Source organism: Bradyrhizobium sp. WSM4874 (assembly GCF_055811835.1).
In genome coordinates this window covers 187,477-213,392 of the sequence record NZ_JBVVPR010000001.1, presented here as the reverse complement: position 1 = coordinate 213,392, position 25,916 = coordinate 187,477, and the positions used below count along the sequence as shown (strand labels likewise).

Sequence of the window (25,916 nt, the reverse complement as noted above, 5' to 3'; positions counted from 1 at the left end):
GATCAGGACTCTTCCGACTGCAAGCGACCGGCCTCCGCGATGACGTCACCGTCACCGCGACGTCGTCCGCGCGACCAGTCCGCAACGAGCTTGCCGATGCCGAGCACGAAGCCCTGCGGCGCCAGCATCACCGTGGCGAGCAGCAACGCCCCCATCAGCACCAGCGCGGCCTGCTGGCTGTAGACGGTGATGGTCTGAAAGCCGAACAGCAGCAGGAACGACCCGACCAACGTCGCCGTCAGATCGCTGCGCCCGGAGAAGGCGACCCAGACGATCGGCATCGCGGCAGCCGGCAAGCCGATGCTGGACGGTGTGATGAACTGCCCCCAGGATGTGTACAGCGCACCACTCAGCCCAGCGAGGCCGCTGCCGATCACGAATGTCAGAAGCTGATATTTGCGGACGTCATAGCCCAGCATTTCCGCACGCTGCGGATTTTCGCGCGTCGCCACGATGACGTTGCCGATCCCCGAGTTCACCAGCATCCGCAGCGCGAGATAGACGATCACGATCAGCGCGACCATGACATAGTAGAGCGCCGATCCCTCGATGTAGAAGTCACCCACGGTCAGCGGGTCCATGCCCTTCATGCCGTTGAAGCCGTTCAGCCGGGCCGGACCGATATGCCATTCCGGTCCAGCCGTCTGGCCGAGGAAGAAGGCCAGCACCAGCGTTGCGGACAGCGTAACGATGCCGAAGAAGATGCCATTGATACCGCCCCAGATCATGAAGTAGCCGAGGATGCCCGCCGCGATCATCGCGAGCACCACGGAGAGCACGAGCGCGGCAATCGTCGCGCTCCCGCCGCCCATGTTGATCGCGAGCACGCCGTAACCGTAACCGGCAATACCGAAGAACAGGGTCTGGCCGAACGAGAGCATCCCGCCATAGCCCCACATCAGGCAGAGGCCAAGTGCCATGAAGATCCAGATCAGGAAGTAGGCGAAATTGCCGACATCGTAGGAGTCGGCGAACAGCGGGTAGGTCAGCGCCGCGCCCAACCCAACCAGGAAGCAAGACCAGAACATCCTGCCACGTCCAAGGGTCTGTGGACCTTCCAGCAGCTTGAACATCAACATCTCCTCTTACCGCCCACGCCGAACCAGCACGCTGGAGAGCCCTTCGGGCAGCACGCGGATGATCAGGATGACGGCCACCAGCATGCCGATCTGCCCTATAATCTGGCCGTAACTCGCGTTCAGCGCCATCCGGATCATCGCCAGGAACACCGCCGCCGGCGCCGTTCCGAGCAGCACATTGGCTCCGCCGATCACGACAGTGACGAAACTCTCGACGACGAACGTCGCCCCCATGGTCGGAATCAGCGTCATGGTCGGCGCGTATAGCGCCCCGCAAAGCCCGGCGAGGCCGGTGCCGATCCCGAAGCTGATGGCATAGATGCGTCCGGTGCGCGCGCCGAGTGCCTTCGCCATCGCCGCATTCTGCATGGTCGCGCGGGCGATCACGCCGAACCGCGTCTTCATAAAGATGATGTAGAGGCCGGCCAGCACGGCCACCGCGCAACCGAACAGAACCAGGCGATAGGTCGAGAACGTATAGCCGCCGATCGCAAAACTTCCCTCTGGCGTTCCGATGCCGCGCACGGCAGAGCCGACGATCAGGAGCATCGATTGCGTCACGATAAGGCTGAGGCCCCAGGTCGCGAGCAGCGAATCCAGCGGCCGCTTGTAGAATCGCCGCACGACGAGGAACTCGACGAGAACTCCGATGAGACCCGCGGTGACCGCGGCCAGGATCTGTGCGATTGCGAGCGGCACACCGAGATTCACCAGGCCAACGGTGACATAGGCGCCGCACATGATGAACTCGCCATGCGCCATGTTGATCACGCCCATCATGCCGAACACGATGGCGAGACCCGCGGCCGAGAGAATGAGGAACGCGAAGACGTCGGCGAACTGGTAGAATACCGAGAACACTTCAGCCGACATCCTGTCACCCCCGCCGCTCCCGGCGCCGCGTCGTTGCGGCGCCGGTTTTGTTCAGGATCGTAAGACTCAACACGAGCAAGATCCGTGCCCGAACATCACGACTTCTTGGGAAGATGGTTTGGCGTGTACTGATCCTTGTCGTTCTTCTTGGTCAGATCGCAGCCGATCTCGCCGAGCCAATAAGGCTGGATCGTGCCATAGTCCTTCTCGACCTTCACCTCATGCTTTGGTCCAACCGAAATCAGGCGCATGCGGTGAGACGTGTGCTGGCTCTTGGGATCGATGCAGACCTTGCCTTCGGGAGCATCGATACACGCATCGCCGGTGGCGATGACCTTGCGCATGTCCTCGAGCTTGATCGACTTCGCCTTCTCGACCAGCGCCTTGTACATGTAAAGCGCGTTATAGGCGTTGTACCCCATGTCGTTGATGTAGAGCTCGTCGGGGAATTTCGCGTGCCATCGCTTCTTGAACTCGGTGGCCTCGGGCGTGTCGATCTCCTCGAACCAGTTCGCGGTCGCGTGCATGTTGTTGAGCGCCGGCGGCTTGAACCGCTTGTGCTCGAAGCCGAGCATGACCTTGATCGACGAGCCCATCGGCAGGTTGAGGTTGGCCGCGGCCGCCTGTTCGAAGAACGAATCCTGGGCGGCGCCGACATTGATCGTCAGCAGCCAGTCCGGCTTCGCCTTCTGGATGTTCTGGATGGTCTGCGCGAATTGCGACACGCCGAGCGGAATGAATTCCTCTCCGACGACCTCGCCGCCCAGGTCCTTCATGATCTTGCGGTTCCACTCCGCCGAGATCTGACCGAAGTTGTAATCGGCGGCGATGACATAGACCTTCTTGCCAAACTTCTCGACCATCCAGGGGATCAGCGTCGAGAACTGCTGCTCGGGCACCGCGCCCATGCTGATCATGCTGGCGTCGCAGACACCACCCTCGTACTGGTTGGTGTAGAAATACGGCGTCGTCGTGCGATCGACGATCGGACGCAGCGCCTCGCGCGAGGCTGAGGTGATGCCGCCGATCAGCACGTCGACCTTGTCCCGATTGAGCAGGCGGCGGCCAAATTCCTGATAGCGCGCGTTGTCGCCTTGCGGATCAAGGTGGATCAGTTCGATCTGCCTCCCCAGGATACCGCCACTCTTGTTGATCTCCTCGACAGCGAGCTGCGAGCCGTGCAGCTTCGGCATGCCCATGAAGGCGAGATCGCCGGACACGTCCTCGAGCAGGCCGACCTTCAGTGGCGGCTCCGCTGCGCGCCCAACACTCATCGACGCCACTGTGCCGAGCAAGGCGCCGAGCAAAACCATCCGTAATTTGCGTCCCGAATTCATCGTGATGTCCCCTCTATGGAAAGCGGCTGGGTGTCATGGCTTGAGGTAATTCTTCAGGATGGACGCCCCCATCGTGTATTTGGGGTCCACCATGTTGCCGAGGCGCATGCGGCCGGCCTGGCTGAGCAGCATGTAGGCGTCGATCTCGTCGAAGCCGTAGTCGGCCGCCATCCATCGCACCAGCTCGCGATAGGCGATGCGCGCCGCATCCTCGAGCGGACGCGCGCTGCCGATCGTCATGATGAAGTCCTTGGTCTCGAGCCGCGGCCAGGCGAAGCTCCAGTTCTTGATCAAATCGACCTGGAGCGTGACGGTCGCACGCTGCTCGAGCGCAACGCCGGAGAGTTCGCCGTCGCCCTGCGTCGCGTGGCAGTCGCCGACGTAGAGCATCCCGCCGTCGGTATGTACCGGGAAATAGATGATCGCCCCTGGCGCGACGTCGGGCAGGTCCATATTGCCGCCGTGATAGTCCGGCTGCAGCGACGAGATCGCCTCGATCTCCGGCGAGACGCCGATGGTGCCGATGAAGGGCTCGTAGGGTAGCGTGAGCCTGTCGTTCCAGCGCACGCCGCTCTTGTCGACATGCAGCTTCTTCACGCGCTCCCGCAACGGCGGATTGAGCAGCGCCGTCGACCCGGTCCCGACCAGCCCGCCGAACTCCGGAATGATGCAGGTCGTGCCGGCCGGCTGCTCGCCCCGTGTCTCGACGTCGCGGATATAGATCGCGAGGCAATCGCCCTTCTTGGCGCCATTCACCGCGATCGGCCCGCATTGCGGATTGAGATAGGGGAAGTTGAGCTTGGCGGTGGGGCTGTCGGTCTCCTTGGTCAGCACGCCGCCGAACGCATCTTCGGTTTCGATGACGACCACCCCGCCCGGGTCGATCGACAGGGTCGGCTTGGCATAGGGACCGTAGACGTAATGGAAGTCCCCCTGCTGCTCGATGGTCAGGCTATGGGTCGCGCCGGTCGCGCCCTTGGCGACGGCGCGCCTGGCCAAGATGGATGTGTTCAACCAGTCTTCGGACATGAGATCGGCTCCTCGGCTCAGATCGCGGGATGACGCTTGTGCCAGTCGGTGACGCGCTGGAACGCATCGCCTGCGCGAACGAGGCCGGCCTCTTCGAAGTGACGGCCGACGAACTGGAAACCGACCGGGCCGCCATTCGCCGCGGAGCCGCCGGGCAATGTCACGGTCGGACTCCCCGTCATGTCGAACGGGCATGTAAAGCGGAGCAAGCCTCCAATCAGCGAGGCGTCCTCACCGAGCGCTGCCATCTTGGCAAGCGTCGGCGCGGCGAACGCCTGGGCCGGGATCGCGAGAAGATCGACCGTCTCGAACAGCGCACGCACGGCGCCGCGAAACGCTTCGCGTCGGAGCACAATCTTCTGATAGTCCATGCCGGACTGTTGCCGGCCGAGATCGAGCAGGCCCGCCAGCGCCGGGCCGTACTCGTCCTTGCGTGCCGGATAGGTCTCCTCATGCGCGACCGCGACTTCGATGCCGCAGAGCGGGAACCAGTCGTCGATAATCGCCTTGGGATCGGGAAAGGCAACTTCCTTGATCTTAGCACCGAGATCGGCCGCCACCCGCAACCCCTCGGCCAGCACCTTTGCCGCATCGCCGTCGGTGCCGTCGCTGGTCCAGCGCCGGTCGACGCCAATGGTCACGCCGCGCAGATCACCGGTCAGCCCGGCAAGATAGTCAGGAACCGCCAGCGGCACCGCCGTCGTGTCCTTGGGGTCCTGCCCCGCGATTACGCCGAGGATGGCGCCGCAATCGACCGCGCTTCGCGCCATCGGACCGATGTGGTCCAGCGTCGCGGCGAGTTCGAAAGCGCCGTAGCGGCTGACCCGTCCCCAGGTCGGCTTGAGGCCGGTGACGCCATTGGCCGCGGAGGGAAAGCGGATCGAGCCGCCGGTATCGGTGCCGAGCGAGCCGAAGCAGAGGCCTGCTGCCGTCGCGACGCCGGAACCGCTCGACGATGCGCCCGGCCAGAGATCCGCGTTCCACGGATTTTTCGGTGGGTCGATCTTCGGATGATGATCGGCGTAGGCGCCTTCGGTCTGCTGCAGCTTGCCAAGGATGATGGCGCCGGCGTCCTTCAGCCGCGCCACGACCGTTGCATCCTCGGTGGGGCGGAAGTCACCATGGATCGTCATGCCATGCGCGGCAGGTGCACCCTTGGCCCAGCAGAGATCCTTCACCGCCACAGGCACACCGTGCAGCGGCCCCCTGATCTTGCCGGAGACGATCTCCTTTTCGGCCGCGGCGGCATCGGCGAGCGCCGAGTCAGCCATCACATAGGCAAAACTCTTGAGCTTGCCGTCGAGCTTCTCGATCCGCCCGAGCATCGCCTTGGTCGCTTCGACCGGCGACAGCTCTTTCGCCTGGATCTTTCGTCCAAGGTCGACGAGCCCGAGATAGTGGAGATCCGTTTCCGCCATCGCTCTTTATCCTCCCGCTCACATGACACACCGCCGTCTCGCGCATGCGCCACCGTTCTGGCGACGCGGACGCATCGCCAGCTTCTTCGGCGGCAAACGAAAAAAGCCACCCGTCCCTCCCGAATGAGGCGACGAATGGCTCAAATGCCGCGGCTATGATCTGTCGCTTAGGGTCCGTGATCGAACGAAGCACTTAGTGCAAGGAACTGGACGTCATCGGCCAGATCGGCGCACGCGAGGTTCGACAGGTTGCCCTGTAGGAGAAAAGTCTAAGTAACTGCCTATCGCGTTGTCAACGATGCTGTCTGCCTAAATTTCGAGAGTGCTGCGCAGCAAAACGGCAAGCCACTTGCGCAGTCATCCGCGATGATGATTTCATCTTCGCGTTACTTGATCGAAAGCTGTCAATGACAAAGCCGTCTGTTCCCGTTGGCATCATCTGCTCGCAGTCCGGGCCTTATCAGGCCATGGGACGCGAGATCCTCAAGAGCGCGATGATGGCGGTCGACGAGATCAACAGCCAGACGGACTTCGACTTCGCGATCGCGCCTCATGTTCGCGATCCTCGCGGCATCGTCTCCGAGTATCACACCGTCTGTGACGACCTCATTCGAAATGTCGGCGTCGCGCACATCATCGGCTGTTACACCTCGGCCTCGCGCAAGCAGGTGCTTCCCATCGTGGAGCGCACCGATCGCCTGCTCTGGTATCCCGCCCGCTACGAAGGCTTCGAGTGCTCGGACAACGTGATCTATGTCGGCGCCTCTCCCAATCACAACGTGCTGCCGCTGGTCCGCTACGTGCTCGACAATCTGTCGCGGGAAATCTTCTGCGTCGGCTCCAACTACGTGTGGACTTGGGAGACCAATCGCGTCACCCGTGAACTGGTCAGCGCGGCGGATGGCCACATCCTCGCCGAGCGGCTGCTCGAGCTCGGCGAGAGCGCCGTCGGTCACATCGTCGACGAGATCGTTGGCCGCAAGCCGCCAATCGTGTTCAACACACTGGTCGGAAGCTCGAGCTACGACTTCATCCGCGCATTTCACGCCGGCACCAGGGCCGCGGGGCTGGTGATTCCCATGCTGAGCTGCAGCCTGTGCGAGCCGGAACTGGCGATTGTCGGGCCGGCATCGACCGGATGCATCACGTCGTCCGCCTATTTCGAGAGCATCCGCCTGCCGGAGAACCGCGCCTTCGTCGCGCGCTGGAGGGCGCGCTACGGGGAGGACAGCAGCCCTTCCGTCGACGGGCAATCCGCCTATGTCGCAGTCTATCTGCTGGCGCGCGCGCTGCAACGCGCGGGCACGTCTGACATCTCCGAGGTGCGACGCGCCGCGGCCGGATATCGCTACAATTCGCCGCAAGGACCGGTGTGGATCGACGGTGGCAACAATCATTGCGTCCTTACACCGCGGCTTGCGGTATCCAATCCGCAAGGACAGTTTGATATCTTCTGGGAAGCCGACGCGCCTGTTAAACCTGATCCTTACCTGACGCAGCTCGACGTCGCCGTCAGTCCGTCGAAAGAAACCTCGGCGGGCGGCGCATTGCCGAACGCGCCGCATTTGCGGGTTGTAAAATGAGCAGACCGTCTTCATTTTCGCTACGCGGACGCAAGGCGCTCGTCGCCATCAAGGACGAACGCGACGCAACCATCGTGCGACGCCAGTTCGAGCGTCTCGGGATCGAGGGGGTTGCATGGTCGCCTGCGGAGCCCGTCACCTTCGCTCCCGACCTGTCGCTGATCGACGACGAGTTCCTGCCCCTGCTGCAAGCGGCGCAACGTGCGTTCCTCGCGCGATCGCCTGTCATCGCCCTGCTCGGCACCGAGACGCCAAGCCGCCTCAAGCTGGTGTTCGAACTCGATCCGGCTTCCTTCCTCATCAAGCCGTTGCGATCGGCCGGCATTTACGCAGCGGTCGTCATGGCGTTCGAGCGCAACGAACGCACCAGCGAACTGAAGCAGCAGATTCTCAAGCTCGAACAGCGCCTGCGATCACGTCGCGTCGTTCTGGCTGCCGTTCTTCAGGTGATGCATTCGCATGCGCTCGCCGAACCTGCCGCCTTTGCCCTGATCCGCAGAACCGCGATGGAGCAGCGCAAGACGATCGAAGAACTCTCGGCGGAGATCACGACCAGGGGCATGCTCCCGCGCGCAGCAGGTTAGACTGTCCCGTTCTACTCTGCACAGAGCGCGGCAAGGCACGCCGCCTATTTCGGAATCAGCTTGGCGCGTAGCGCGAGGTTGGAGGCAATTTCCACCCGCGCGCTTTCGCCATTCCGCCCGGTCGAGCTCCTTCTTGTCGCCGAGCTTGAGGGGGGCCCGGGGCCTTCCTGCTCAGGAAGATCGCATCGCTCATCCTTCGGCCGGACCTGCGGTTCGTGCCGTTGACTTCCTTCCACAACCTCAACTCACCAAGCCTGAGCTTGGGGAGCTCCGCCATGATCTCGCGATAGACCGGCGATCAGCCGCAACGTGGTCGACTTGCCATAGCCCCGACGGTCCTGGCAGCACCAGCAGCGAGCCCCTTGTCCGCCGTCAGACTGCTGTCATCGAGGCCGGGCATCGCACCCCACGACTTTGAGACCTCATTCAGTGTAATGGCCGACATTGGCCAGTCGCTCTCAAGCAGACACAGGCTGGTCGCGGTTGACATGTTATAACATTTAAGTAAATGTCTTAACTAACCGGAATTATAAATCCGGATTTTCGGGAGGACCGCATGCCGTCATTCAAGCCGACGCGACGAACGCTACTCAAGACCGGAACCGCAGCCGCCGCCGTTGCGACGCTTGGTCCGGCCTTTCTCCGGCAAGCCGCAGCACAGGACACCGACCTCGCGCCCTACAAATCCGCTCAGATCGACTGGCAGCAGGTCTCCGGCGAGACCATCACGGTCGCCGTGATCCCGGCGAGCTACTTCGAAAACCTCATCACGCTTACGCCGCAGTTCAAGGCGCTGACCGGCATTGATGTCCGTTTCGAAAAGATTCCGCCGGCGCAGATCCGTCAGAAGAGCGTCATCGACCTGACCTCGAAGACCGGCACCTACGCGACCCATGCCGCGGACCCCATGTATTACGCGCTCTACGCCGCGAACAAATGGGTGGAGCCGCTTGACACCTATCTGAACGACAAGTCGCTGACCGACCAGGCATGGTTCAAGCTCGACGACATCATTCCGGCCTGGCGCAGCGCCAATGGCATCGACGGCAAGCTCTATGGCATGCCCTATGACGGCGAAGTCACCATTCAGGTTTATCGCAAGGATCTCTACGACGCGAAGGGTCTAAAGCCGGCCGACACGCTCGAAGCCTATATGTCGAACGCCGCGGCGCTGAACACGCCGAACGACCGCATCTGGGGCGCAGCGCTGCGCGGCGTCGCCGGTGCCGGCCAGAATATGTACATCTATCCGTCAATTTTCCGCGAATTCGGCGGCGACTGGATGAAGGGCGGCAAGCTCACCGTCAATGGCCCCGAGGCCGAGGCGGCGCTCGCCTGGTACGTCGATATCATGAAGAAGTACGCGCCGACGGCGGCTGCGAACTGGAACTGGCCCGATATTGCCGACGCCTTCTCGCAAGGCACCGTCGCCAGCTACATCGACGCGCATTCCTCGGCCTCGGTCATCAACAATCCCGAGAAGTCCAAGGTCATCGGCAAGGTCGCCTTTGCGCGCTGGCCCAAGGGCCCATCGGGCACGCGCACCACCTCGATCTGGAACTGGGGTTTTCCAATCAATTCCGCGCTGCCCGAGAAGAAGCGCAAGGCGACGTGGCTTTTCATTCAATGGGCCGCGAGCGCCGAGACCCAGGCGCGCACCGCGCATCGTTTTGCAGGCCCGACCAAGCGCTCCGGCGTCAACCGCACCTCGGTTTGGAAGGATCCGGAATACATCAAGCTCATGAACGGCTTTGGCGAGAATTTCGTCGAAGCCACGATGGGCGCTCTGCAGGATGATACCGACGTCGACTGGCGCCCGCGCGTGCCACAATGGCCGGCGATCGGCGACACCATGGCAACCGCGATCCAGTCGGCCCTCTCCGGCCAAGCCACGATCAAGGCCGCATTGGACGATGCGCAGCGCCGCATCGAACCCATGATGCGCGGCTGAGCCATGGCGACGACAGCGGCGACATCAGCCGGGATCGCGAGTGAGGCGCCTCACAGCGATTTCGGGCGCGTCCTGGCGCAGCGCGAGCGCCGGTTTGCGGCAACCTTGCTTGCACCGGCGTTTCTGGCGCTGCTTGCCACGACAACGTTTCCGCTGCTCTTTCTGGTCTATACCAGCGCGTTCCGGATGGATCTGGCGATGCCGTTCACCAACGGCTTCGTCGGATTCGAGAACTACCAGGTGCTGCTCTCCGACGAGCGCTTCTGGACCTCGCTGCTGGTGAGCCTCGTCTATACCGGCTCCACGGTCGCGCTGCAGGTCATCATCGGCCTGGCGCTCGCCTTGCTGGTCATGGACATGAAGCGGGGCCAGGGCTGGTTCAGGGTCATCGCGATCTTGCCCGTCGTGCTGTCGCCTGCCGTCGTCGGGATGATCTGGCGCACCTTCATGCTGGCACCGGAATTCGGCATTATCGATTACCTCGCGATCAACGCCGGCCTCGGTAGCAAGAACTGGCTCGGCGATCCCACGCTTGCGACGGTCTCGGTGATCGCAATCCATACCTGGCAATGGACGCCGTTTGCGTTCATGGTGCTGCTGGCCTCGCTGGCATCACTGCCCGAAGATATCTATGAGGCCGCGCGGCTCGATCGTGCATCGGCGTGGCAGCGCTTCCGCCGCATCACCCTGCCCTTGCTGCGGCCCGCGATCGTGATGGTCATCATCATGCGGACGATGGTGGCGCTGACCGCGTTTGCTGCGATCTTCACCGTCACCGGCGGCGGTCCCGGGACTGCGACAGAGATCCTCAACCTCTATGCCTACAGGAAATCCTTCACCGAGCTGTCAATCGGGTACGGTGCGGCGCTGGCGGTGGCGCTGCTGATCGTGACCATCATCATCTCCGGTATCCTGTTTGCCCTGCGGAGGGCGAAGTGACGGCAAAGCGTCTCCGCGCCATCGCCCTGCTCGCGATTTCCATGGTCTTCCTGCTGGCCTGGGCCTTCCCGATCATCTGGAGCGTGCTGAATTCGCTCAAGACCGATTCCGACGTGCTCGCCTATCCGCCCAAGCTCGTTTTCTCGCCGACGCTGGAGGCTTATCGGGACGTACTGTTCGGCTCCGGATCGATCCTCCCGAACCTTCTTTCAAGTGCCATCATCTCGGTCGGCACTACTATCGTCACCATGTTGATGGCGGTGCCCGCGGCCTATGCCCTGGCGCGCCTGCGCTTTCGCGGCAAGAAGTTCGCGGGCTTCTACGTATTGGCAACCCAGATGCTGCCACCAGTCGGCATCATCATCCCCTACTTCCTGGTGCTGCGGAACATCGGCTGGATCGACACCTATCAGGGCATCATCCTGATTTATCTGTCGTTCTCCCTGCCGTTCGCGATCTGGCTACTGGTCTCCTATTTCGAGGACATTCCCTTCGAGATGGAGGAAGCCGCCTATCTCGACGGCGCCAGCAGGCTCAAGACGCTGTGGCGCATCATCATTCCGCAGGTCCGCGGCGGCATCGCCGTAACCGTCGTGTTTGTGTTCCTCAATGCGTGGAATGAGTTCCTGTTCGCCGTTGTGCTCAGCGGCAACACGGTGCGGCCGGTGACGGTGGCCATGTTCAATTTCGTCTCCGTTGAGCAGACGCTGTGGGCCAAGCTCGCAGCGGTCTCGGTCCTTGCCATGCTGCCTGTCGTCGTGCTCGGCGTAGTCGCACAGAAGCATATCGTAAAGGGCTTGACGGTCGGTGCAGTCAAAGGCGGAGGGCGCCGATGAGCGGCCAGGGTCAGGTCAGTTTTCGCAACATCGTCAAGATGCACGGCGAGTTCGCCGCGCTCAAGGGCGTCAATTTCGACATCAAGCCGGGCGAGTTCTTCGCGCTGCTCGGCCCCTCTGGTTCGGGCAAGAGCACCACACTGCGCATTCTCGCCGGCCTGGATGCGCCCACCGCCGGCCGCGTGCTGATCGACGACAAGGACGTCACCTCGACTGACGCGCGCGATCGTGACATCGCCATGGTATTTCAAAGCTACGCGCTCTATCCGCACATGACGGTCGCAGAGAACATCGCCTTCCCACTTGAGATGGCCAGGCTGCCAAAGGCACAAATTGCTTCCGCCGTGCAAGAAGCGGCAAGAAAAGTGAAGATCGACCACCTTTTGGATCGGAAGCCGGGCCAGCTCTCGGGCGGTCAGCAGCAGCGCTGCGCACTCGCCCGCGCCATTGTGCGCAAGGCGCGGCTCTTTTTGCTCGACGAGCCGCTATCAAACCTGGACGCGAAGCTGCGGCTGGAGACCCGCGCGGAGCTTAAGAAGCTGCAACGCTCGCTGGGCGTCACCGCGGTCTACGTCACCCATGACCAGGAAGAGGCCATGACGCTGGCCGACCGCATGGCGGTGTTCATGTCAGGCGAGATCCAGCAGATCGGCACGCCCGCGGAGGTTTTCGCGCGCCCGAACTCGATCGACATTGCCGGCTTCATCGGCAATCCCCCGATGAACCTCGTTCCCGCCCGCTATGTCGACGGCGACGTGATCATCGCCGGGCATCGTCTCAAGACGACGACCACAACCGCGGGCAAGCGTGATGTGGTGGTCGGGCTTCGTCCCGGCGCCCTGCGCATGACGGAGGGCGGACTCGGCGCGCGCGTCGACCTGATCGAGGACCTCGGAGATACCGCCGTGCTCGATCTCGACTGCGCTGGCACCATGATCCGCATGCGCGTCAGCGACGGCAACATTCCCAGCGAAGGCGAGACCATCTCGATCACCGCCCGACCCCGGGACATTCACTTGTTTGATCCCACGACCCGCATGCGGCTCTGACACCATGGCTGTTCAAACCCGCAAGAAGAAACCCGCTCCGCTCGGCAGCGATGTCGTCGCGGAAGGCTCGACGCCCCTGCACGTCCAGATTCGCGAGTCCATTCGCAGTCAGGTTCGCGACGGCAAGCTGATTGACGCAACTGGCCGTCTGATGACCGAGGCCGAGCTCGGCCGTCATTTCAGCGTCAGCCGCATCACCATCCGCAATGCCATTGCGCCGTTGGTGAACGAAGGCATGTTCGACCGCTCACGCGGCCGCGGCACATTCCTGCGCTCGAACCAGCCCGAGAACTGGGTCGGCCGCCTCATGGGCTTTTCGGAGACCATCCGCGACGCCGGCTACCATGCCGGCGCCAGGATTTTGCAGCAAGGCATGACCAATCGCCACGACGCCGCCGTTCGCGATCAGCTGCGCGAGCGCGCCGTCTGGCAACTCAAGCGTCTCCGGCTCGCAGATGAGACGCCAATCGCGATCGAGCACGCCTTCTATCCGCCGGACATCGGGCTCGAGCTCGAAAAGCGCGACCTGGTCTCGATTATCATGTATCGCGTCTTCGAGGACGAGTTCGGCCTTGCCATCAAGGATGCGCAGCAAACCATAAGCGCCGATCTTGCCGACGCCAGCAGCGCAAAACTGCTCGGCGTGAAGGTGGGGTCCCCCCTGCTTGCCATCGAGCGCGTCACCTTCGGCAAGGACGGACGGGCGCTGGAGCTTCTGCGCGCGGTCTATTTGCCGAACTATTTCCGCCTCAGCATCAGCCTGACTCGCCGCCACTGAGATCGCCACACGTCAATAACGAGGACACAAACATGCCGAATGGCGCAAAGACCCCTGATAAGCCCAACATCCTGCTCATACTCAACGACGACATGGGCTTTTCGGACATCGGCTGTTACGGCGGAGAGATCCAGACGCCGAACCTGGACCGCCTCGCGGCCAACGGCTTGCGCTATTCGCAGTTTTACAACACCGCCCGCTGCAGCCCGTCACGCGCCTCGCTGCTCACCGGTCTGCATCCGCACCAGACCGGCATCGGCATCCTCACTTACAGCAACGGCCCGGAAGGCTATGCCGGCAACCTCAACAAGAGCTGCGTGACGATCGCCGAAGCGCTCAAGAGCAGGAATTATACGAGCTATCTCAGCGGCAAGTGGCACATCGCCAGCAGCCTCACCGAGCCGACCGACGCGTGGCCGATGCAGCGCGGCTTCGACCATTTCTACGGCACCATCATCGGCGCCGGCAGCTTCTATCACCCGAATACGCTGACCCGCGGCAACGACAATATCGAGCACGAGGCCGTCAAGGACCCGTCGTTCTTCTATACGGATGCGATCAGCGACCAAGCTGCCGCCTTCATCCGCCAGCACAGGTCGGAAAAGCCCGACGCGCCGTTCTTCCAGTACGTCGCCTACACCGCCCCGCACTGGCCGCTCCACGCCCATGACGAGGACATAGCAAAATACAAGGGCCGCTTCGACGCCGGCTGGGACAAGCTGCGCGAGGAGCGCCTCAAGCGCCTCGTCGAGGACGGCATCATCCATCCGAACTGGCGCCTGACCGACCGCGACCCGACCCAGCCCGCGTGGACCGACGCCGAGCAGCGCGAATGGACGCTGCGCTGCATGGAGGTCTACGCGGCCCAGATCGACCGGATGGACCAAGGCATCGGGCGTATCCTGAAGGCGCTGGAAGAAACCGGCCAGATGGACAACACGCTGATCATCTTCCTCTCGGACAATGGCGCCTGCGCCGAGGACATTCCGGAAGGCGTCACCGCGAAGGAGCTGGTCGACCAGCTCATGATCGCGCAGGCAAAGACGCGCGACGGCAGGCCGGTGCGCTTCGGCAACGATCCAAGGCTCATGCCTGGCGGCGAGGACACCTACCAGAGCTACGGCACCGCCTGGGCCAATCTCTCCAACAGCCCGTTCCGGCTCTACAAGCACTGGGTCCACGAGGGCGGTATCGCCACGCCGTTCATTGTGCACTGGCCGCGCGGCATCGCCGAGAAGGGCGGCCTGCGGCACAATCCAAGCCAGCTCACCGATGTGATGGCGACCATCCTCGACGTCACCGGTGCCACCTACCCCAGTGAATACAACGGCAACACTATTTTGCCCTGCGAGGGCGAGAGCCTGGTGCCATCTTTCGCGGCGGCCTATGGCAATCGGGGCCCGCTGTTCTGGGAGCATGAAGGCAATGCGGCCGTGCGCGTTAGCAAGTGGAAGCTGGTGCGGAAATATCCCGGCCCCTGGGAACTCTACGACATGGAAACCGACCGCACCGAGATGAACGATCTGGCCGCGCAGCATCCGGATCGCGTCCACGAGATGGCGGCGCAGTATCAGCAATGGGCCAATCGCTGTGGCGTGATCCCGCGCGAGAAGATTCTCGAACTGATGAAGGCCGCGGGCGGCACGGCCTTTTGGGAGGAAGAGAAGCAGACGTAGGACATGACGAAGGATCGCTCGCACTGTTGCACCGAGAGCGCCGCCGACAAGGGGTCGGCGACGGGCAACGATGCGCAGGCAGCGATCCTTCCCAGTCTAACCCCGATCCCGCGCCGCTGGAGCTCAATGATCGTCGGAACCTTCCACATGGGATCTGCCGACAGGGGCTTCGTTGAAGATGGCGAAGGCCCGGTGCGGCCCGTCACGCTGTCGCCGTTCGCTATTGCCTGTCACGCCGTAAGCAACCTGCAGTTCGGCGACTTCGTCCGTGCCACAGGCTACACGACCGAAGCCGAACGCTACGGCTGGAGTTTCGTCTTCGAGGGGCTCCTGCCGGAAGAGACGCGCACTGCGCAAACGGCGCGCGTTCGCGAAACGCCCTGGTGGATCCGGGTGTTGCATGCTTACTGGGCGCAACCGGAGGGCCCGTCGAGCAGCATTCTGGACCGGCTCGATCATCCGGTCGTCCATGTCTCCTGGAATGACGCTCAGGCCTATTGCGCGTGGTCGCGCACGCGGCTTCCGACCGAAGCGGAATGGGAGATGGCCGCACGCGGCGGGTTGGACCAGGCCACCTATCCGTGGGGCGATGAGCTTCAGCCAGGCGGCGAGCATCGTTGCAACATCTGGCAGGGCGATTTTCCGAGCCGCAACACTCTGGACGATGGCTATCTCGGCACGTCGCCCGTCCACGCCTTTGCGCCGAACGGATGCGGCCTGCACAATGTCGCCGGAAATGTCTGGGAATGGTGTGAGGACTACTTTTCGCCGAGTTATCACCGCCTCACAACATCTCACGATCCCTTGAATCGCGAACTAGCCCCGAACCGCTCGATGCGCGGCGGATCCTTCCTTTGCCACGAATCCTACTGCAACCGCTACCGCGTCGCGGCGCGAAGCTCCAATTCACCCGATTCGTCATCGAGTAATACCGGCTTCCGTGTCGTGCGCGCTGAACCCCCGCGGGATCCGGCATAGGATGGCGCCAGCCTCACATGCCGGGAAGCCGGCTCAAGCTGCCGGCATCCGTTTGCTGCCGCTCTTTCTGCGCAACTTCGTGCGCAATCGCGAGACCGGCCTTGTGCTGGTCGCCATTGTCATCGGACTGCTCAGCGGCGTTCTCGTCGCCACCATCTCGGGCCTCAGCCAGGTGTCACATGCGCTGCTGTTCGATATTCCCTTCGACGCACATCTCAGCGCCACCGGGGTGATTTCGTGGCAGCGAACACTGCTGATCCCGATGCTCGGCGGCCTTGTGCTCGCGCTGATCGGGCTCTACTTCGCCCGACGCGTAAAGGGCCAGCAGCTCGCCGACGCGATCGAGGCGAATGCCCTCTATGGCGGCCGGCTGTCGTTTCGCGGCAGCCTCCTGATTTCGATGCAGACCCTGCTCTCCAACGGCTTCGGCGGGTCGGTCGGACTGGAGGCCGGCTACACGCAGATCTGCGCGATGTTCGGTTCTCATGTCGGCCAGCGCCTCGCCGCACGACGTAACGACATGCGGCTCCTGGTCGCCTGCGGCGCCGCGGGTGCGATCAGCGCTGCGTTTTCTGCACCTCTGGCCGGCGCCTTCTACGCCTTCGAGGTCGTGCTGGGCGCGTACACTTCCGCCGCACTTGTTCCGGTCACCGCCAGCGCCGTTACTGCGTGGCTGGTCGCGCGGCAATTGACGCACCAGTCGTTCCTGATGGTGCCCGGCTTCCCCTCACCGGTGTCCGTCGAGATGATCGGGCAAACCGTGCTGATCGGCGTCATCTGCGCCTTCGTCAGCATTATCGTCATGCTCGCAGTCGCGTTCTCGGAACGGTGCTTTCAGCGCATCACGGTATTCAAGGGATTCGTACGGCCGATCCTCGGAGGCCTGCTGCTCGGCGGCCTCGCCCTGCTGACGCCGACCGTGCTCGGCGCCGGCCACGGCGCGATGCAGATTCTGCTGGTCAGCAATCCGACCTGGCTCCTGCTCACGACCACCATCGTGTTCAAGATCCTGGCCTCCGCCATCTCGCTCGGCTCGGGCTTTCGCGGCGGCCTGTTCTTCGCCTCGCTCCTGCTCGGCGCGCTGATCGGGCAGCTCTACAGCGTCGTGCTGACCGGGCCTCTTCCCACGATCGCGCTTCAGCCCGGCACCGCCGCGATTGCAGCGCTCGCCGCGCTCGGAACCGGCGTGCTCGGAGCACCCTTCAGCATGGTCTGTCTCGCGCTCGAGATCACCGGCGATTTCTCCGTCACCGTTGGCGCCGTGGTCGCCTCGTCGGTCTGCGCGCTGATCGTCCGCGAGCTGTTCGGATACAGCTTCGCGACATGGCGCTTCCATCTGCGCGGCGAGGCGATCCGCGGCCCGCAGGACATTGGCTGGGTCCGGCAGATGAGCGCGGCATCCCTGATGCGCGCCGACTTCGAGAATGCGCTGACGACGATGCCGATCGGCGAGGCGCAAAGGCAGTTCTCGCCGGCGCTGGTCCGCCAAATCGTATTGCGCGATCCCAACGGCATCTATGCGGGCATCGTGCCCGCCGCCACGCTGCATTCCGTGGCCAGTCAGGACGAGGAACTGCTCGGGTCGCTGGCGCAGCAACAGGGTGAATACCTGCTCCCGACCACCCCGGTCCGCGAGATCCTGAAAGCTTTCGAGCGCAGCGAGGCCGACGTCCTTGCAGTCGTCGACGGCGCCGACAGTCGCACAGCGATCGGCACGCTGAGCGAATCCCACGTGCTGCGGACCTATGGCGAAGAACTTGAGCGTCGGAACCAGGAATTATTTTCCCGTTAGACGGTCAAAGTCCGGGTTTGAGCGTGACCTTGCCCGAAAGCCGTCTGCGCTCTTGCGGATTAGGCTCTATGGCCGCAGGTCCATGTCGATACGCACGAAATCTCCTCGATAGGTGACTTCGCCGAGATAGATCACGGTGCGGTCGCTGGTTGTGAAGACGCGACGGACTTCGGCCACGGGAGAGTTCAGGGGCACGCGCAGCAGCCGCGCCGCCTCGAGATCCGCGGTGCCAATCGTGAGCGTCTGACGGGCGCTGGCGATCGCGGGATCCTTGAGATCGTTGAGGATCGGAATCACGGTCTCATTGCGGAAACGCTTTGGCGACCTGCGAAAGATCTTCTCGTCGAGATAGATGGAAATGACGCAGTAAGGCTGCTTCCCGCGTGAGTGCAGACGGCGCATGAAGACGTATTTCTCGGCCGGCTTGCCGTCCTCGGCAAGCAGCGGCGCGTTGCTGCGGCTCTCCGAGATGTTGATGATCTCCGGAGAGGTGTCGCGGTACATGTCGGCGAGATCGGACAGCGTAGTCTCGACCTTAAGCCAGCGATCCTGCCGCACGGTGCCCGTGACAAACGTGCCTCGTCCCTGCTGGGCCTCGATCACGCCGTCGCGGGCAAGCAGCTCGACCGCCTGACGGATGGTGACGCGCGACACGCCGAACTCGGCCGCAAGGTCCTCGTTGGCTGGCAGGCGAAAGCCACGGGTCCAGGTGCCGCGCGCAATCCGCTGGCGGAAGATGTCGGCAATCTGCGCGTACTTGGGGACGTGACTGTCGGAACTCAATTCCATCTCGCCCTCCGGAATTCAGGCCGCGCGATCAAGCCATGACCAGCGCGGCACCGCGTTCGCCGATCATCAGGCTGGTCGCATTCGTGTTGGCCGACGTGATCTGCGGCATCACCGAGGCATCGATCACCCGCAACCGCTCGACGCCGCGCACGCGCAGCTGCGGATCGAGCACGGCCTGCGCATCCCTGCCCATGCGACAGGTGCCGACACAGTGAAACACCGTGCCCCCGGTATTACGCGCAAAGTCCCACAGCCCGGCATCATCCCTTGCCGCCTCGCCCGGCACCATCTCGACGTCCCAGAGCGTGCGAAACGCCCTCTGCTGATAAATCTCGCGCAGAATCTTCAGGCCCGCAACAATGGTCTTGCGGTCGATTTCCTCGGCAAAATAATTCGGCTCAATGCGCGGCTGCTTGAACGGATCGGTCGAGCTGATCACAAGCCGTCCACGCGACTTTCCATGGCATTGCCAAACCGAGGCGGTGAAGCCGGAATAGCTGTGCAGCGGCTCACCGGGCTTGTCGACTGAGAGCGGCATCACGTTGAACTGCACGTCCGGCCGGCCTCCGACCGCGTATTCCGTGCAGGCTGCGCCGCCGACCTGCCCCGCGCCAACCGTCAACGGACCGCTGCCAGCGAGCATCCACTGCAAGCCCATCTTCGCAAGCTCGACCGGATTTCGGACCTGATCGTTGAGCGAGATCCGCTCCTTCAGGCGGACGATCAGCCGAGCTTGATAGTGGTCCTGAAGATTGGCGCCCACTTCCGGAGCATCGGAAACGACGGGGATGCCGAGCTTGCGCAGTACATCAGCCGGACCGACGCCGGAGAGCTGGAGGATCTGCGGCGACTGCAGGGCCCCACCCGACAGGATGACCTCGCGATCGGCTGTTGCGCTGTGCACCTGTCCATTGCTAATCCATTCGACGCCGGTCGCGACGTGACCGTTGAAAACGACCCTGCTGACATGCGCATGGGTGATGATGGAAAGATTCCGACGGCCGGCAACCGGTTGCAGAAACGCGGAGGCGGAGCTGGTCCGCCAGTGGCGCCCGATGCCGAGCTGGTAAGTGCCGACGCCGAGCGTGGTTGCGCCGTTGAAGTCGGGATTGGGTGGCAGGCCAAACTGCACACCCGCCTCGACCCAGGCCCTGGATGCCCGATTGTCGTTGCGGAGATCAGAGACCTCGAACTCCCCAAGGCCACCGTGAAACTGGCTCTCGCCGCCGCGGTAGCGTTCGTAGCGCCGGAAATAAGGCAGGAGTTCGCGATAGCTCCAGCCATCGGCGCCGAGGCGGTCCCAATCGTCAAAATCTTCGTGCTGGCCGCGGATGAAGATCAGGCCGTTGATCGATGAGGACCCGCCGAGCACACGACCGCGCGGCCAGACAATGGCGCGGCCCCCGCTTCCCTCCGATGGTTCTGTCCTGAACAGGCGCGAGAAGCGTTCGTTGTAGATGGTCCGGTAGTATCCGACCGGAAGCCTGAGCCAAAAGTTCCGGTTCGATCCACCGGCTTCCAGCAGCAGCACGCGGCAGGCGGGATCGGCTGATAACCGGTTTGCGACCACGCAGCCGGCGGAGCCCGCGCCGACGATAATGTAATCGTAGCCGTGCGATGACATCAGGCGGTCCGGTACTGTTCGATCGACGCGAGATCAGGCGTGAGGCCGAGACCCGGCCCGTCGCCGAGCTCGATCGTTCCGTCCCGGACTTCAAGCACGGGACCACAGAAGCGATCGCGGAGCGGGTTCTCATTGCAATCGACTTCCAGCAGCCCGTCCCCGCCGACGCCGGCCAGAAGGTGGGCCGATGCAAGAAGTCCGACGCCGGCGCCAAGATAATGCGGACAGAACATCTTTCCTGACTGCAGGATGTCGCGGGCGATGCCCTCGCAAGCCGACAGTCCACCCCATTTCGCGATATCAGGCTGGACCACGCCGAGAACCGGCTCGCCCAGCACCTCGGCAAATCCGGCGTGGCTGGCGATGTTCTCGCCGGCGGCGAGCGGAAAGCGGATCTTCTCGCGGAGCTGCTTCCACTCCTGCCGCGGGCGGTCGGCGCGGATCGGCTCCTCGAGCCAGCCGAGGCCGAAGGCCTCCAGCTGCGGAGCAAGCTCAAGCGCCTGAGCGATGGTCCAGGCCTGGTTGACGTCGGCGGCAAGCACGCCCTCGCCAACAAGCCGCCGCAGTGCTGCAAGATTGGCGCGGTCGACAGCTGGATCAAAACCTATCTTCAGTTTCAGGGCGCGGTAACCGCGTGCAAGCGCTGCCTCCGCCGTTTTCTCCGATCCGATCGGATTGATGCCGCTGGCGTAGACCTTGATCCTGTTCCGAGATCCGCCGAGCAACTTCCACAGCGCAACGTTCTGGCGGCGCGCGTGGAGATCCCAGACAGCAAGATCGATGCCGGCGATCGCCTGCGCGAAGGGACCCGCTTCGCCGGATTGCAGCGCGAGCACCGAGGTTCCCTGCGTCAGGCGCTCGAAAGCAGCTGATGGTCCTTGCGCCTTGAATCCGACAAGGGCCGGCGCGAGCACCTCGTTGACCAGCCGAACACGATGCTCGGCGCCCGGCGCTGGAAAATTGCACCACACCTCGCCCCAACCCACGTAACCGTCCGTATCCTCGACGCGAACGAAAACAGCAGGCCGATCGGCCATCCGCCCGAACGAGGTGGTGACGTGTGTCGTCAACGGATAGCGATAGCCGAAAGCCTGGAGGCTGCGAATGGTGAAAGACGACGATGTCATGCTCAAAAGGCCTGCTATGCCTATGACCAAAGGCGCTCTTGTATGGTCATCCTATTTATAATATGACTTGGAAAACATCAACCGCTATCCAGGTGGACGCGTCGAATGAACGGAGCTGGCGTAAGACGCTTTGGTCTCGGATTGATTCCGTGGGTCGGTGCAATCCTGCTCTGGTACACGGTGCGCTGGAGCGGCTTCGTCAATGTCTCGCTGATCCCCGCGCCGCACCAGGTCGCCGCCAAGTTCTTCGAGCTCCTCACGAAGGAAGGCCTCCTCGTCGACATCTTCGTCTCGACCAGACGCGTCTTCTTCGGCGTCGCGCTCGGGATTCTTGCAGCGGTGCCCGTTGGCTTCCTGCTCGGCTGGTATCGCCCGGCCCGCACCTTCGCCGACCCGATGATCAACTTTTTCCGCGCGCTGCCACCAATCGCGCTGATCCCGCTGGTGATTGTCTATTTCGGCGTGGACGAGGTCGCAAAACTGGTCATCCTGTTCTACGCCTCATTCTTCTCCGGCGTGATCGTGATGTATGAAGGCGTCTCGCAGATCACGCCCCTCTACATCCGCGTAGCGCAGACGCTCGGCGCGAGTCAGGCGGAAATCTTCCGCAAGGTCATCATTCCCCTCACCGTCCCGCATATCCTCACCGCGTTGCGGGTCGCATTGGGTGTGGCGTGGGCGACTCTCGTTGCATCCGAGCTGATCGCGGCCCAGCGCGGACTTGGTGCGATGATCCAGAATGCCTCGACCTATTTCCTGCTCGATGTCATTTATGTCGGCATCATTTGCATCGGCCTCATCGCTCTGATCATGGACATGATCCTGCGCAGGATCACGGCGCGGCTGTTGGTGTGGCAGGATCGGGTCGTCGCATGACGAAGCGTGCGCGATTCGAAAACGTTTCGTTGTCTTTTGAGACTCCGAAGGGCCGGCTCAACGTCGTCGAGGACGTCAGCTACGACATCAACGATGGCGACTTCATCGCCGTGATCGGGCCCTCCGGCTGTGGCAAGACCACGATGATGAGCATGCTCGCGGGTTTCCAGAGGCCGACGACCGGAAATGTGCTGTTCGACGGACGTCCCGTCGCGGGTCCCGGACCCGAGCGCGGCGTCATCTTTCAGGAGTATGGAGTCTTCCCGTGGCTGACTGTGAAGCAGAACATCGCTTTCGGCCTGACGCTCAGCGCCAACCGCGTCGCGGCAGGCGAGCGCGATGCCATCTGCGATCACTATCTGGGTCTGATGGGATTGTCCGACTTCGCCAGCTCCTATCCCAAGCATTTGTCCGGCGGCATGCGTCAGCGGCTCGCGATCGCGCGTGCCTACGCTGTCAAGCCGCAGTTCCTGCTGATGGATGAGCCGTTTGGCGCACTCGATGCCCAGACCCGTTCCAACATGCAGAACCTGCTGCTCAAGGTGCTTGAGACTGAAGGCAAGACGGTCATGCTGATCACCCACTCCGTGGAAGAGGCGATCTATCTCGCCTCCCGAATCGTCGTGGTGACCGCCCGGCCGGCACGGATCAGGGAGATCATCGACGTGCCGTTCGCCTATCCGCGCGATGAATCGATCCAGGAGCGGCCCGAATTCGGCGAGCTGCGAAGCTACATCAAGCAACTGGTGATGGACGAGTATCGCGCCCAGCAGGCGCAAATGCGTCCGGCATCATTCTCGGAATAACAAGCAAACTGGAGGATACACCATGGATCGCAGACAATTTCTGGGCACGACGGCGGGCCTTGCGCTTGGCACCTTCACGGCCTCGGCACCGGCGATCGCGCAAGCGAAAACGAAGGTCCGCGTCGGTTATCTTCACACTGTCGCCGTCGATGGCCAGATCTGGACCGGCATGGATCGCGGTTCCTTCGAAAAGCAGGGCCTCGATCTCGAGCTGCGACAATTCAACACCGGCTTGGAGATCTTCCAGGCGCTGATCGGCGGCAGCCTCGACGTGCTGGCAACCGGCGCCGTGCTTTCGAACTTCCCGGCCCGGGGTCAGGGCAAGGTGTTCCTGATCAACGACATTGAGGTCGCGACGGCACAGCTCTGGGTTCGCGGCGACCAGGGCATCAAGTCGTTTGAGGACCTTAAGGGCAAGCGGATCGCGACCGCGACCGGTACCACCGCGCATGTGTTCTTGGATACCGCGCTTCGCGCCAACAAGGTCGATCCGAGGGAGGTCGAACTCGTTAACCAGACCATGCCAGCCGCCGTGACCGCCTTTATCTCCGGCGCGGTACCGGCCGTCGCTCTTTGGGTACCCTTCAACGTCACGGTTCGCGACAAGGTGCCAGGCGCGGTCAAGCTCGCCGATGCATCAGCCTACTATCCAAAGGCCGCTATCATCGGCGGCTGGGCGGCGGCCAACGATTATTACGAGCCAAACAAGGAAACGCTGGCGAAGCTCATCCGTGGTTGGGCGGATGCCAATGACTACATCATCGCGAACAGTACCGAAGCAATGGATAAACTGCAAAAGGACCACTATAGCCAAACACCGCTGGCGGACATCAACGAGTCATTTAAGGCCCAGAAGATGTTCACGTCCAAGGACTGGAAGCGCATGTATTCAGACGGGACGGTCACCAACTGGCTGCAGCAATCTACGGATTTCTTCATGGCCAATGCAGGCATCAAGGATTTCACGCCGGCAAGCAAATATTTCGACCCCAGTCTGTATCTAAAAACAATCGTGTGATCTTATCGCGGAAGCTGGCGGCTCCGTTGCAAGGAGCCGTAGCACCCGCGCTCTCTACATCATAAAATAGGCTTCCGTGCGAAAGCTAATCAGTCGATGATATGGCTTCGGTTTACTTGGAGCCTACTGGCGGCGAAACCGCCTCTTTTGCATAACTAAGCGACCACAGCTGCGGCTTCATTGGCCCTTCTCATTCACTGTAGGATCGCTGTTGCCCTGTTTCGGCCGTCTTGTTCGAAGACAAGCAACGCCGCGCCCGCTCTATCTGGACGTCGGTAGTACCCTGACTACGGGCATACATTTCAGCCAGGGCTGCTGAATACCTTGCTACGTAGTATCTGACTTCCGAGCAGGAGATCCGGTCTCCGGGCCTGTGTTGGCGTGCGGCATACGCGTCAGAGCTCATCGTGATCAGGAACAAAACGGCAGACGCGACCTTCATTGCTACCTCCGTACCTGGTGGTTCATTGCACGGAGGTGGCCTGACTCGCGGTAGCTGCGCAAATTAACATTTGTAGCCCTGCGGAGTGTTGCTCTCTTGCGCCACAGTCAGAGTCGTAGAAATGTGAGCGTCACGATGGAGGCGCAGCATCTGGGATGGCTCGTCGCTCCGACGACGGCCAGCTCAAAAGCGCCCGACTTGCGGCGGCGTGGGAATCCAATCCCCCAAGGACTCACCAGCCGGTAATCAGTAGCAACCGTATTGCCAGATTGGCATCATCCGGCGCCTATCATTTGCGCGCGAACGCCTGACCAATTCCGAGACAGAGGCTTCGTTGCTGAGAGCGCCGCATTAAGGATGGGTTCCCCGATTAGGTCGCGTGCGGATTCACGACTGTATATCCGCGCAATGAGCGAGCATGAACGCGTGTTGCATGCCCGCCAGAGTTGGCGTCGTACGCCATCCACATGTCGCCCCCAACGTGCTGTTCCAATACAAACACGTGGCCGTGGCGTGCAGCGACCATTCCCGGTGCAGGCGTGTACGGGGCAAACGGAGCCAATTCGCCGCAACGTTCAACTCCGGAATGACCCGACCGAACGCAAGGATCGCGGCGCCACAACCGCAATATGAGGGCGGGCATCCGGCCGGACGACCACCGATCACGCTGCCCTCGGGCTCACTCGCGCTCGCAAATGCATTCAAAGCATTTTCAGTTGAAGTCCCTCGTTCGCGCATCTGCAGCCAACCCGCGCGTCGTGCGCTCCTGGGACCAGCGTTCAGGTACGAGAAGTCACACGGCATCGACACGTTGCATTCGGCGATTTTCTGGTTGCGGAAGGGACGCGCCTCAGATGGGATTGAGCCGGTGATGAAAACAAGCGAAGTGAAAAAGACAAGCTTCAACATGCAGGACTCCTACGCGTGTCCTGCCCCGCCTGCAGAGGCTACAAACAATTTGGTCTACTAAAGGCCATTTTTGTGGCCACCCTGCTTCTGCTGACGTCCTGCTTAACTCAGGTTAAATTGAAACGCGCACACATGGCGCTTCTCGTCGAGTATCCACCACGTAGATTTCGCCGAATATCAATTGCTGCTGACTGATAAGGTTTGCCGACAATTCTCATCAGTCTAGGACCGTCTTTAATTGGGCGATCGTTACAAGCAAGCCGACTGTTTCCGCGTCATCAGATTAGGCGCCACTTTCCGCCGCTGCGCTCGGCTTCAGAACGGATGGCGTCAATCGCGTGGAGCTATCAGGACCGCAACGCTGGCGGCGATTATGATGACTAACAACCAACTGATCACCCTCATCTCCATCAACATTATAGA

Annotated in this window: 22 protein-coding genes and 1 pseudogene; 13 read left to right on the top strand and 10 right to left on the bottom strand. The window is 62.3% G+C overall.

Annotated elements, in window-relative coordinates:
- Positions 1-2 precede the first annotated feature (2 nt).
- The 5 genes from AC0L3P_RS01000 to AC0L3P_RS00980 all read right to left on the bottom strand — a co-directional run bounded on the left by AC0L3P_RS01000 (position 3) and on the right by AC0L3P_RS00980 (position 5,736).
- Positions 3-1,073 carry a branched-chain amino acid ABC transporter permease gene (locus AC0L3P_RS01000; RefSeq protein WP_275168261.1) on the bottom strand — a complete coding sequence of 357 codons (1,071 nt, stop codon included), beginning with the start codon at positions 1,071-1,073 and terminating at the stop codon, positions 3-5.
- 12 nt (positions 1,074-1,085) lie between these two features.
- Positions 1,086-1,952, bottom strand: coding sequence for an ABC transporter permease subunit (locus tag AC0L3P_RS00995; protein WP_247385980.1), 867 nt, complete (start codon positions 1,950-1,952; stop codon positions 1,086-1,088).
- A 95-nt stretch (positions 1,953-2,047) separates the two neighbouring features.
- Entirely contained in the window at positions 2,048-3,265 is a 1,218-nt protein-coding gene (locus AC0L3P_RS00990) for an urea ABC transporter substrate-binding protein (RefSeq protein WP_181956203.1), read from the bottom strand.
- Between the two features lie 57 nt (positions 3,266-3,322).
- Positions 3,323-4,318: an acetamidase/formamidase family protein gene (locus AC0L3P_RS00985; RefSeq protein ID WP_275168262.1), complete on the bottom strand. Its 996-nt coding sequence runs from the start codon at positions 4,316-4,318 to the stop codon at positions 3,323-3,325.
- Positions 4,319-4,335: 17 nt separating this feature from the next.
- Positions 4,336-5,736 (bottom strand): amidase, encoded by a 1,401-nt coding sequence (locus AC0L3P_RS00980; RefSeq protein ID WP_275168263.1) that lies wholly within the window; start codon positions 5,734-5,736, stop codon positions 4,336-4,338.
- A gap of 407 nt (positions 5,737-6,143) precedes the next feature.
- On the opposite strand from AC0L3P_RS00980, the gene AC0L3P_RS00975 reads away from it, so the two are divergent.
- Together AC0L3P_RS00975 and AC0L3P_RS00970 are read left to right on the top strand one after the other, a co-directional pair.
- Positions 6,144-7,319: a transporter substrate-binding domain-containing protein gene (locus AC0L3P_RS00975; protein WP_473300813.1), complete on the top strand. Its 1,176-nt coding sequence runs from the start codon at positions 6,144-6,146 to the stop codon at positions 7,317-7,319.
- Positions 7,316-7,903 (top strand): ANTAR domain-containing response regulator, encoded by a 588-nt coding sequence (locus AC0L3P_RS00970; protein WP_275168265.1) that lies wholly within the window; start codon positions 7,316-7,318, stop codon positions 7,901-7,903. The genes AC0L3P_RS00975 and AC0L3P_RS00970 overlap by 4 nt, the downstream gene beginning before the upstream one ends.
- A gap of 55 nt (positions 7,904-7,958) precedes the next feature.
- On the opposite strand, the pseudogene AC0L3P_RS00965 reads toward AC0L3P_RS00970, so the two are convergent.
- A pseudogene (locus tag AC0L3P_RS00965) lies at positions 7,959-8,189 on the bottom strand (NUDIX hydrolase); the annotation flags it as partial.
- Between the two features lie 270 nt (positions 8,190-8,459).
- Here AC0L3P_RS00965 and AC0L3P_RS00960 point away from each other — a divergent pair.
- From AC0L3P_RS00960 to AC0L3P_RS00925, 8 genes are read left to right on the top strand one after another with little or no spacing between them, the layout of a single operon-like run.
- The gene (locus AC0L3P_RS00960; RefSeq protein WP_275168266.1) at positions 8,460-9,854 is read left to right on the top strand and encodes an ABC transporter substrate-binding protein; all 1,395 of its coding nucleotides are present in this window, start codon (positions 8,460-8,462) and stop codon (positions 9,852-9,854) included.
- 3 nt (positions 9,855-9,857) lie between these two features.
- Positions 9,858-10,793, top strand: coding sequence for a carbohydrate ABC transporter permease (locus AC0L3P_RS00955; protein ID WP_473300812.1), 936 nt, complete (start codon positions 9,858-9,860; stop codon positions 10,791-10,793).
- Complete coding sequence (locus AC0L3P_RS00950; protein ID WP_247447685.1) at positions 10,790-11,629, top strand: carbohydrate ABC transporter permease; 840 nt, start codon at positions 10,790-10,792, stop codon at positions 11,627-11,629. The genes AC0L3P_RS00955 and AC0L3P_RS00950 overlap by 4 nt, the downstream gene beginning before the upstream one ends.
- A complete protein-coding gene (locus tag AC0L3P_RS00945) occupies positions 11,626-12,678 on the top strand; it encodes an ABC transporter ATP-binding protein (RefSeq protein WP_275168268.1) in 1,053 nt (350 codons plus the stop codon). The genes AC0L3P_RS00950 and AC0L3P_RS00945 overlap by 4 nt, the downstream gene beginning before the upstream one ends.
- A 4-nt stretch (positions 12,679-12,682) precedes the next feature.
- Positions 12,683-13,456, top strand: coding sequence for a GntR family transcriptional regulator (locus AC0L3P_RS00940; protein WP_275168269.1), 774 nt, complete (start codon positions 12,683-12,685; stop codon positions 13,454-13,456).
- A 32-nt stretch (positions 13,457-13,488) separates the two neighbouring features.
- Positions 13,489-15,132: an arylsulfatase gene (locus AC0L3P_RS00935; protein ID WP_275168270.1), complete on the top strand. Its 1,644-nt coding sequence runs from the start codon at positions 13,489-13,491 to the stop codon at positions 15,130-15,132.
- A gap of 3 nt (positions 15,133-15,135) precedes the next feature.
- The gene (locus tag AC0L3P_RS00930) at positions 15,136-16,110 is read left to right on the top strand and encodes a formylglycine-generating enzyme family protein (protein WP_275168271.1); all 975 of its coding nucleotides are present in this window, start codon (positions 15,136-15,138) and stop codon (positions 16,108-16,110) included.
- A 1-nt stretch (position 16,111) separates the two neighbouring features.
- Positions 16,112-17,902, top strand: a complete 1,791-nt coding sequence (locus AC0L3P_RS00925; protein ID WP_275168272.1) for a chloride channel protein — start codon at positions 16,112-16,114, stop codon at positions 17,900-17,902.
- A gap of 66 nt (positions 17,903-17,968) precedes the next feature.
- On the opposite strand, the gene AC0L3P_RS00920 is transcribed toward AC0L3P_RS00925, so the two are convergent.
- The 3 genes from AC0L3P_RS00920 to AC0L3P_RS00910 are packed head-to-tail and all read right to left on the bottom strand — an operon-like array spanning position 17,969 to position 21,442.
- Positions 17,969-18,691 carry a GntR family transcriptional regulator gene (locus tag AC0L3P_RS00920; protein WP_275168273.1) on the bottom strand — a complete coding sequence of 241 codons (723 nt, stop codon included), beginning with the start codon at positions 18,689-18,691 and terminating at the stop codon, positions 17,969-17,971.
- A 28-nt stretch (positions 18,692-18,719) separates the two neighbouring features.
- Entirely contained in the window at positions 18,720-20,315 is a 1,596-nt protein-coding gene (locus AC0L3P_RS00915) for a GMC family oxidoreductase (protein ID WP_275168274.1), read from the bottom strand.
- Complete coding sequence (locus tag AC0L3P_RS00910) at positions 20,315-21,442, bottom strand: mandelate racemase/muconate lactonizing enzyme family protein (RefSeq protein ID WP_275168275.1); 1,128 nt, start codon at positions 21,440-21,442, stop codon at positions 20,315-20,317. The genes AC0L3P_RS00915 and AC0L3P_RS00910 overlap by 1 nt, the downstream gene beginning before the upstream one ends.
- A 105-nt stretch (positions 21,443-21,547) precedes the next feature.
- On the opposite strand from AC0L3P_RS00910, the gene AC0L3P_RS00905 reads away from it, so the two are divergent.
- The 3 genes from AC0L3P_RS00905 to AC0L3P_RS00895 are packed head-to-tail and all read left to right on the top strand — an operon-like array spanning position 21,548 to position 24,142.
- Positions 21,548-22,318 (top strand): ABC transporter permease, encoded by a 771-nt coding sequence (locus AC0L3P_RS00905; RefSeq protein ID WP_275168276.1) that lies wholly within the window; start codon positions 21,548-21,550, stop codon positions 22,316-22,318.
- Positions 22,315-23,124 (top strand): ABC transporter ATP-binding protein, encoded by an 810-nt coding sequence (locus tag AC0L3P_RS00900; RefSeq protein WP_275168277.1) that lies wholly within the window; start codon positions 22,315-22,317, stop codon positions 23,122-23,124. Before AC0L3P_RS00905 ends, AC0L3P_RS00900 begins: the two co-directional genes overlap by 4 nt.
- 22 nt (positions 23,125-23,146) lie before the next feature.
- Positions 23,147-24,142 (top strand): ABC transporter substrate-binding protein, encoded by a 996-nt coding sequence (locus AC0L3P_RS00895; RefSeq protein WP_275168278.1) that lies wholly within the window; start codon positions 23,147-23,149, stop codon positions 24,140-24,142.
- Between the two features lie 829 nt (positions 24,143-24,971).
- On the opposite strand, the gene AC0L3P_RS00890 is transcribed toward AC0L3P_RS00895, so the two are convergent.
- Positions 24,972-25,493, bottom strand: coding sequence for a hypothetical protein (locus AC0L3P_RS00890; protein ID WP_342761023.1), 522 nt, complete (start codon positions 25,491-25,493; stop codon positions 24,972-24,974).
- Positions 25,494-25,916 lie beyond the last annotated feature (423 nt).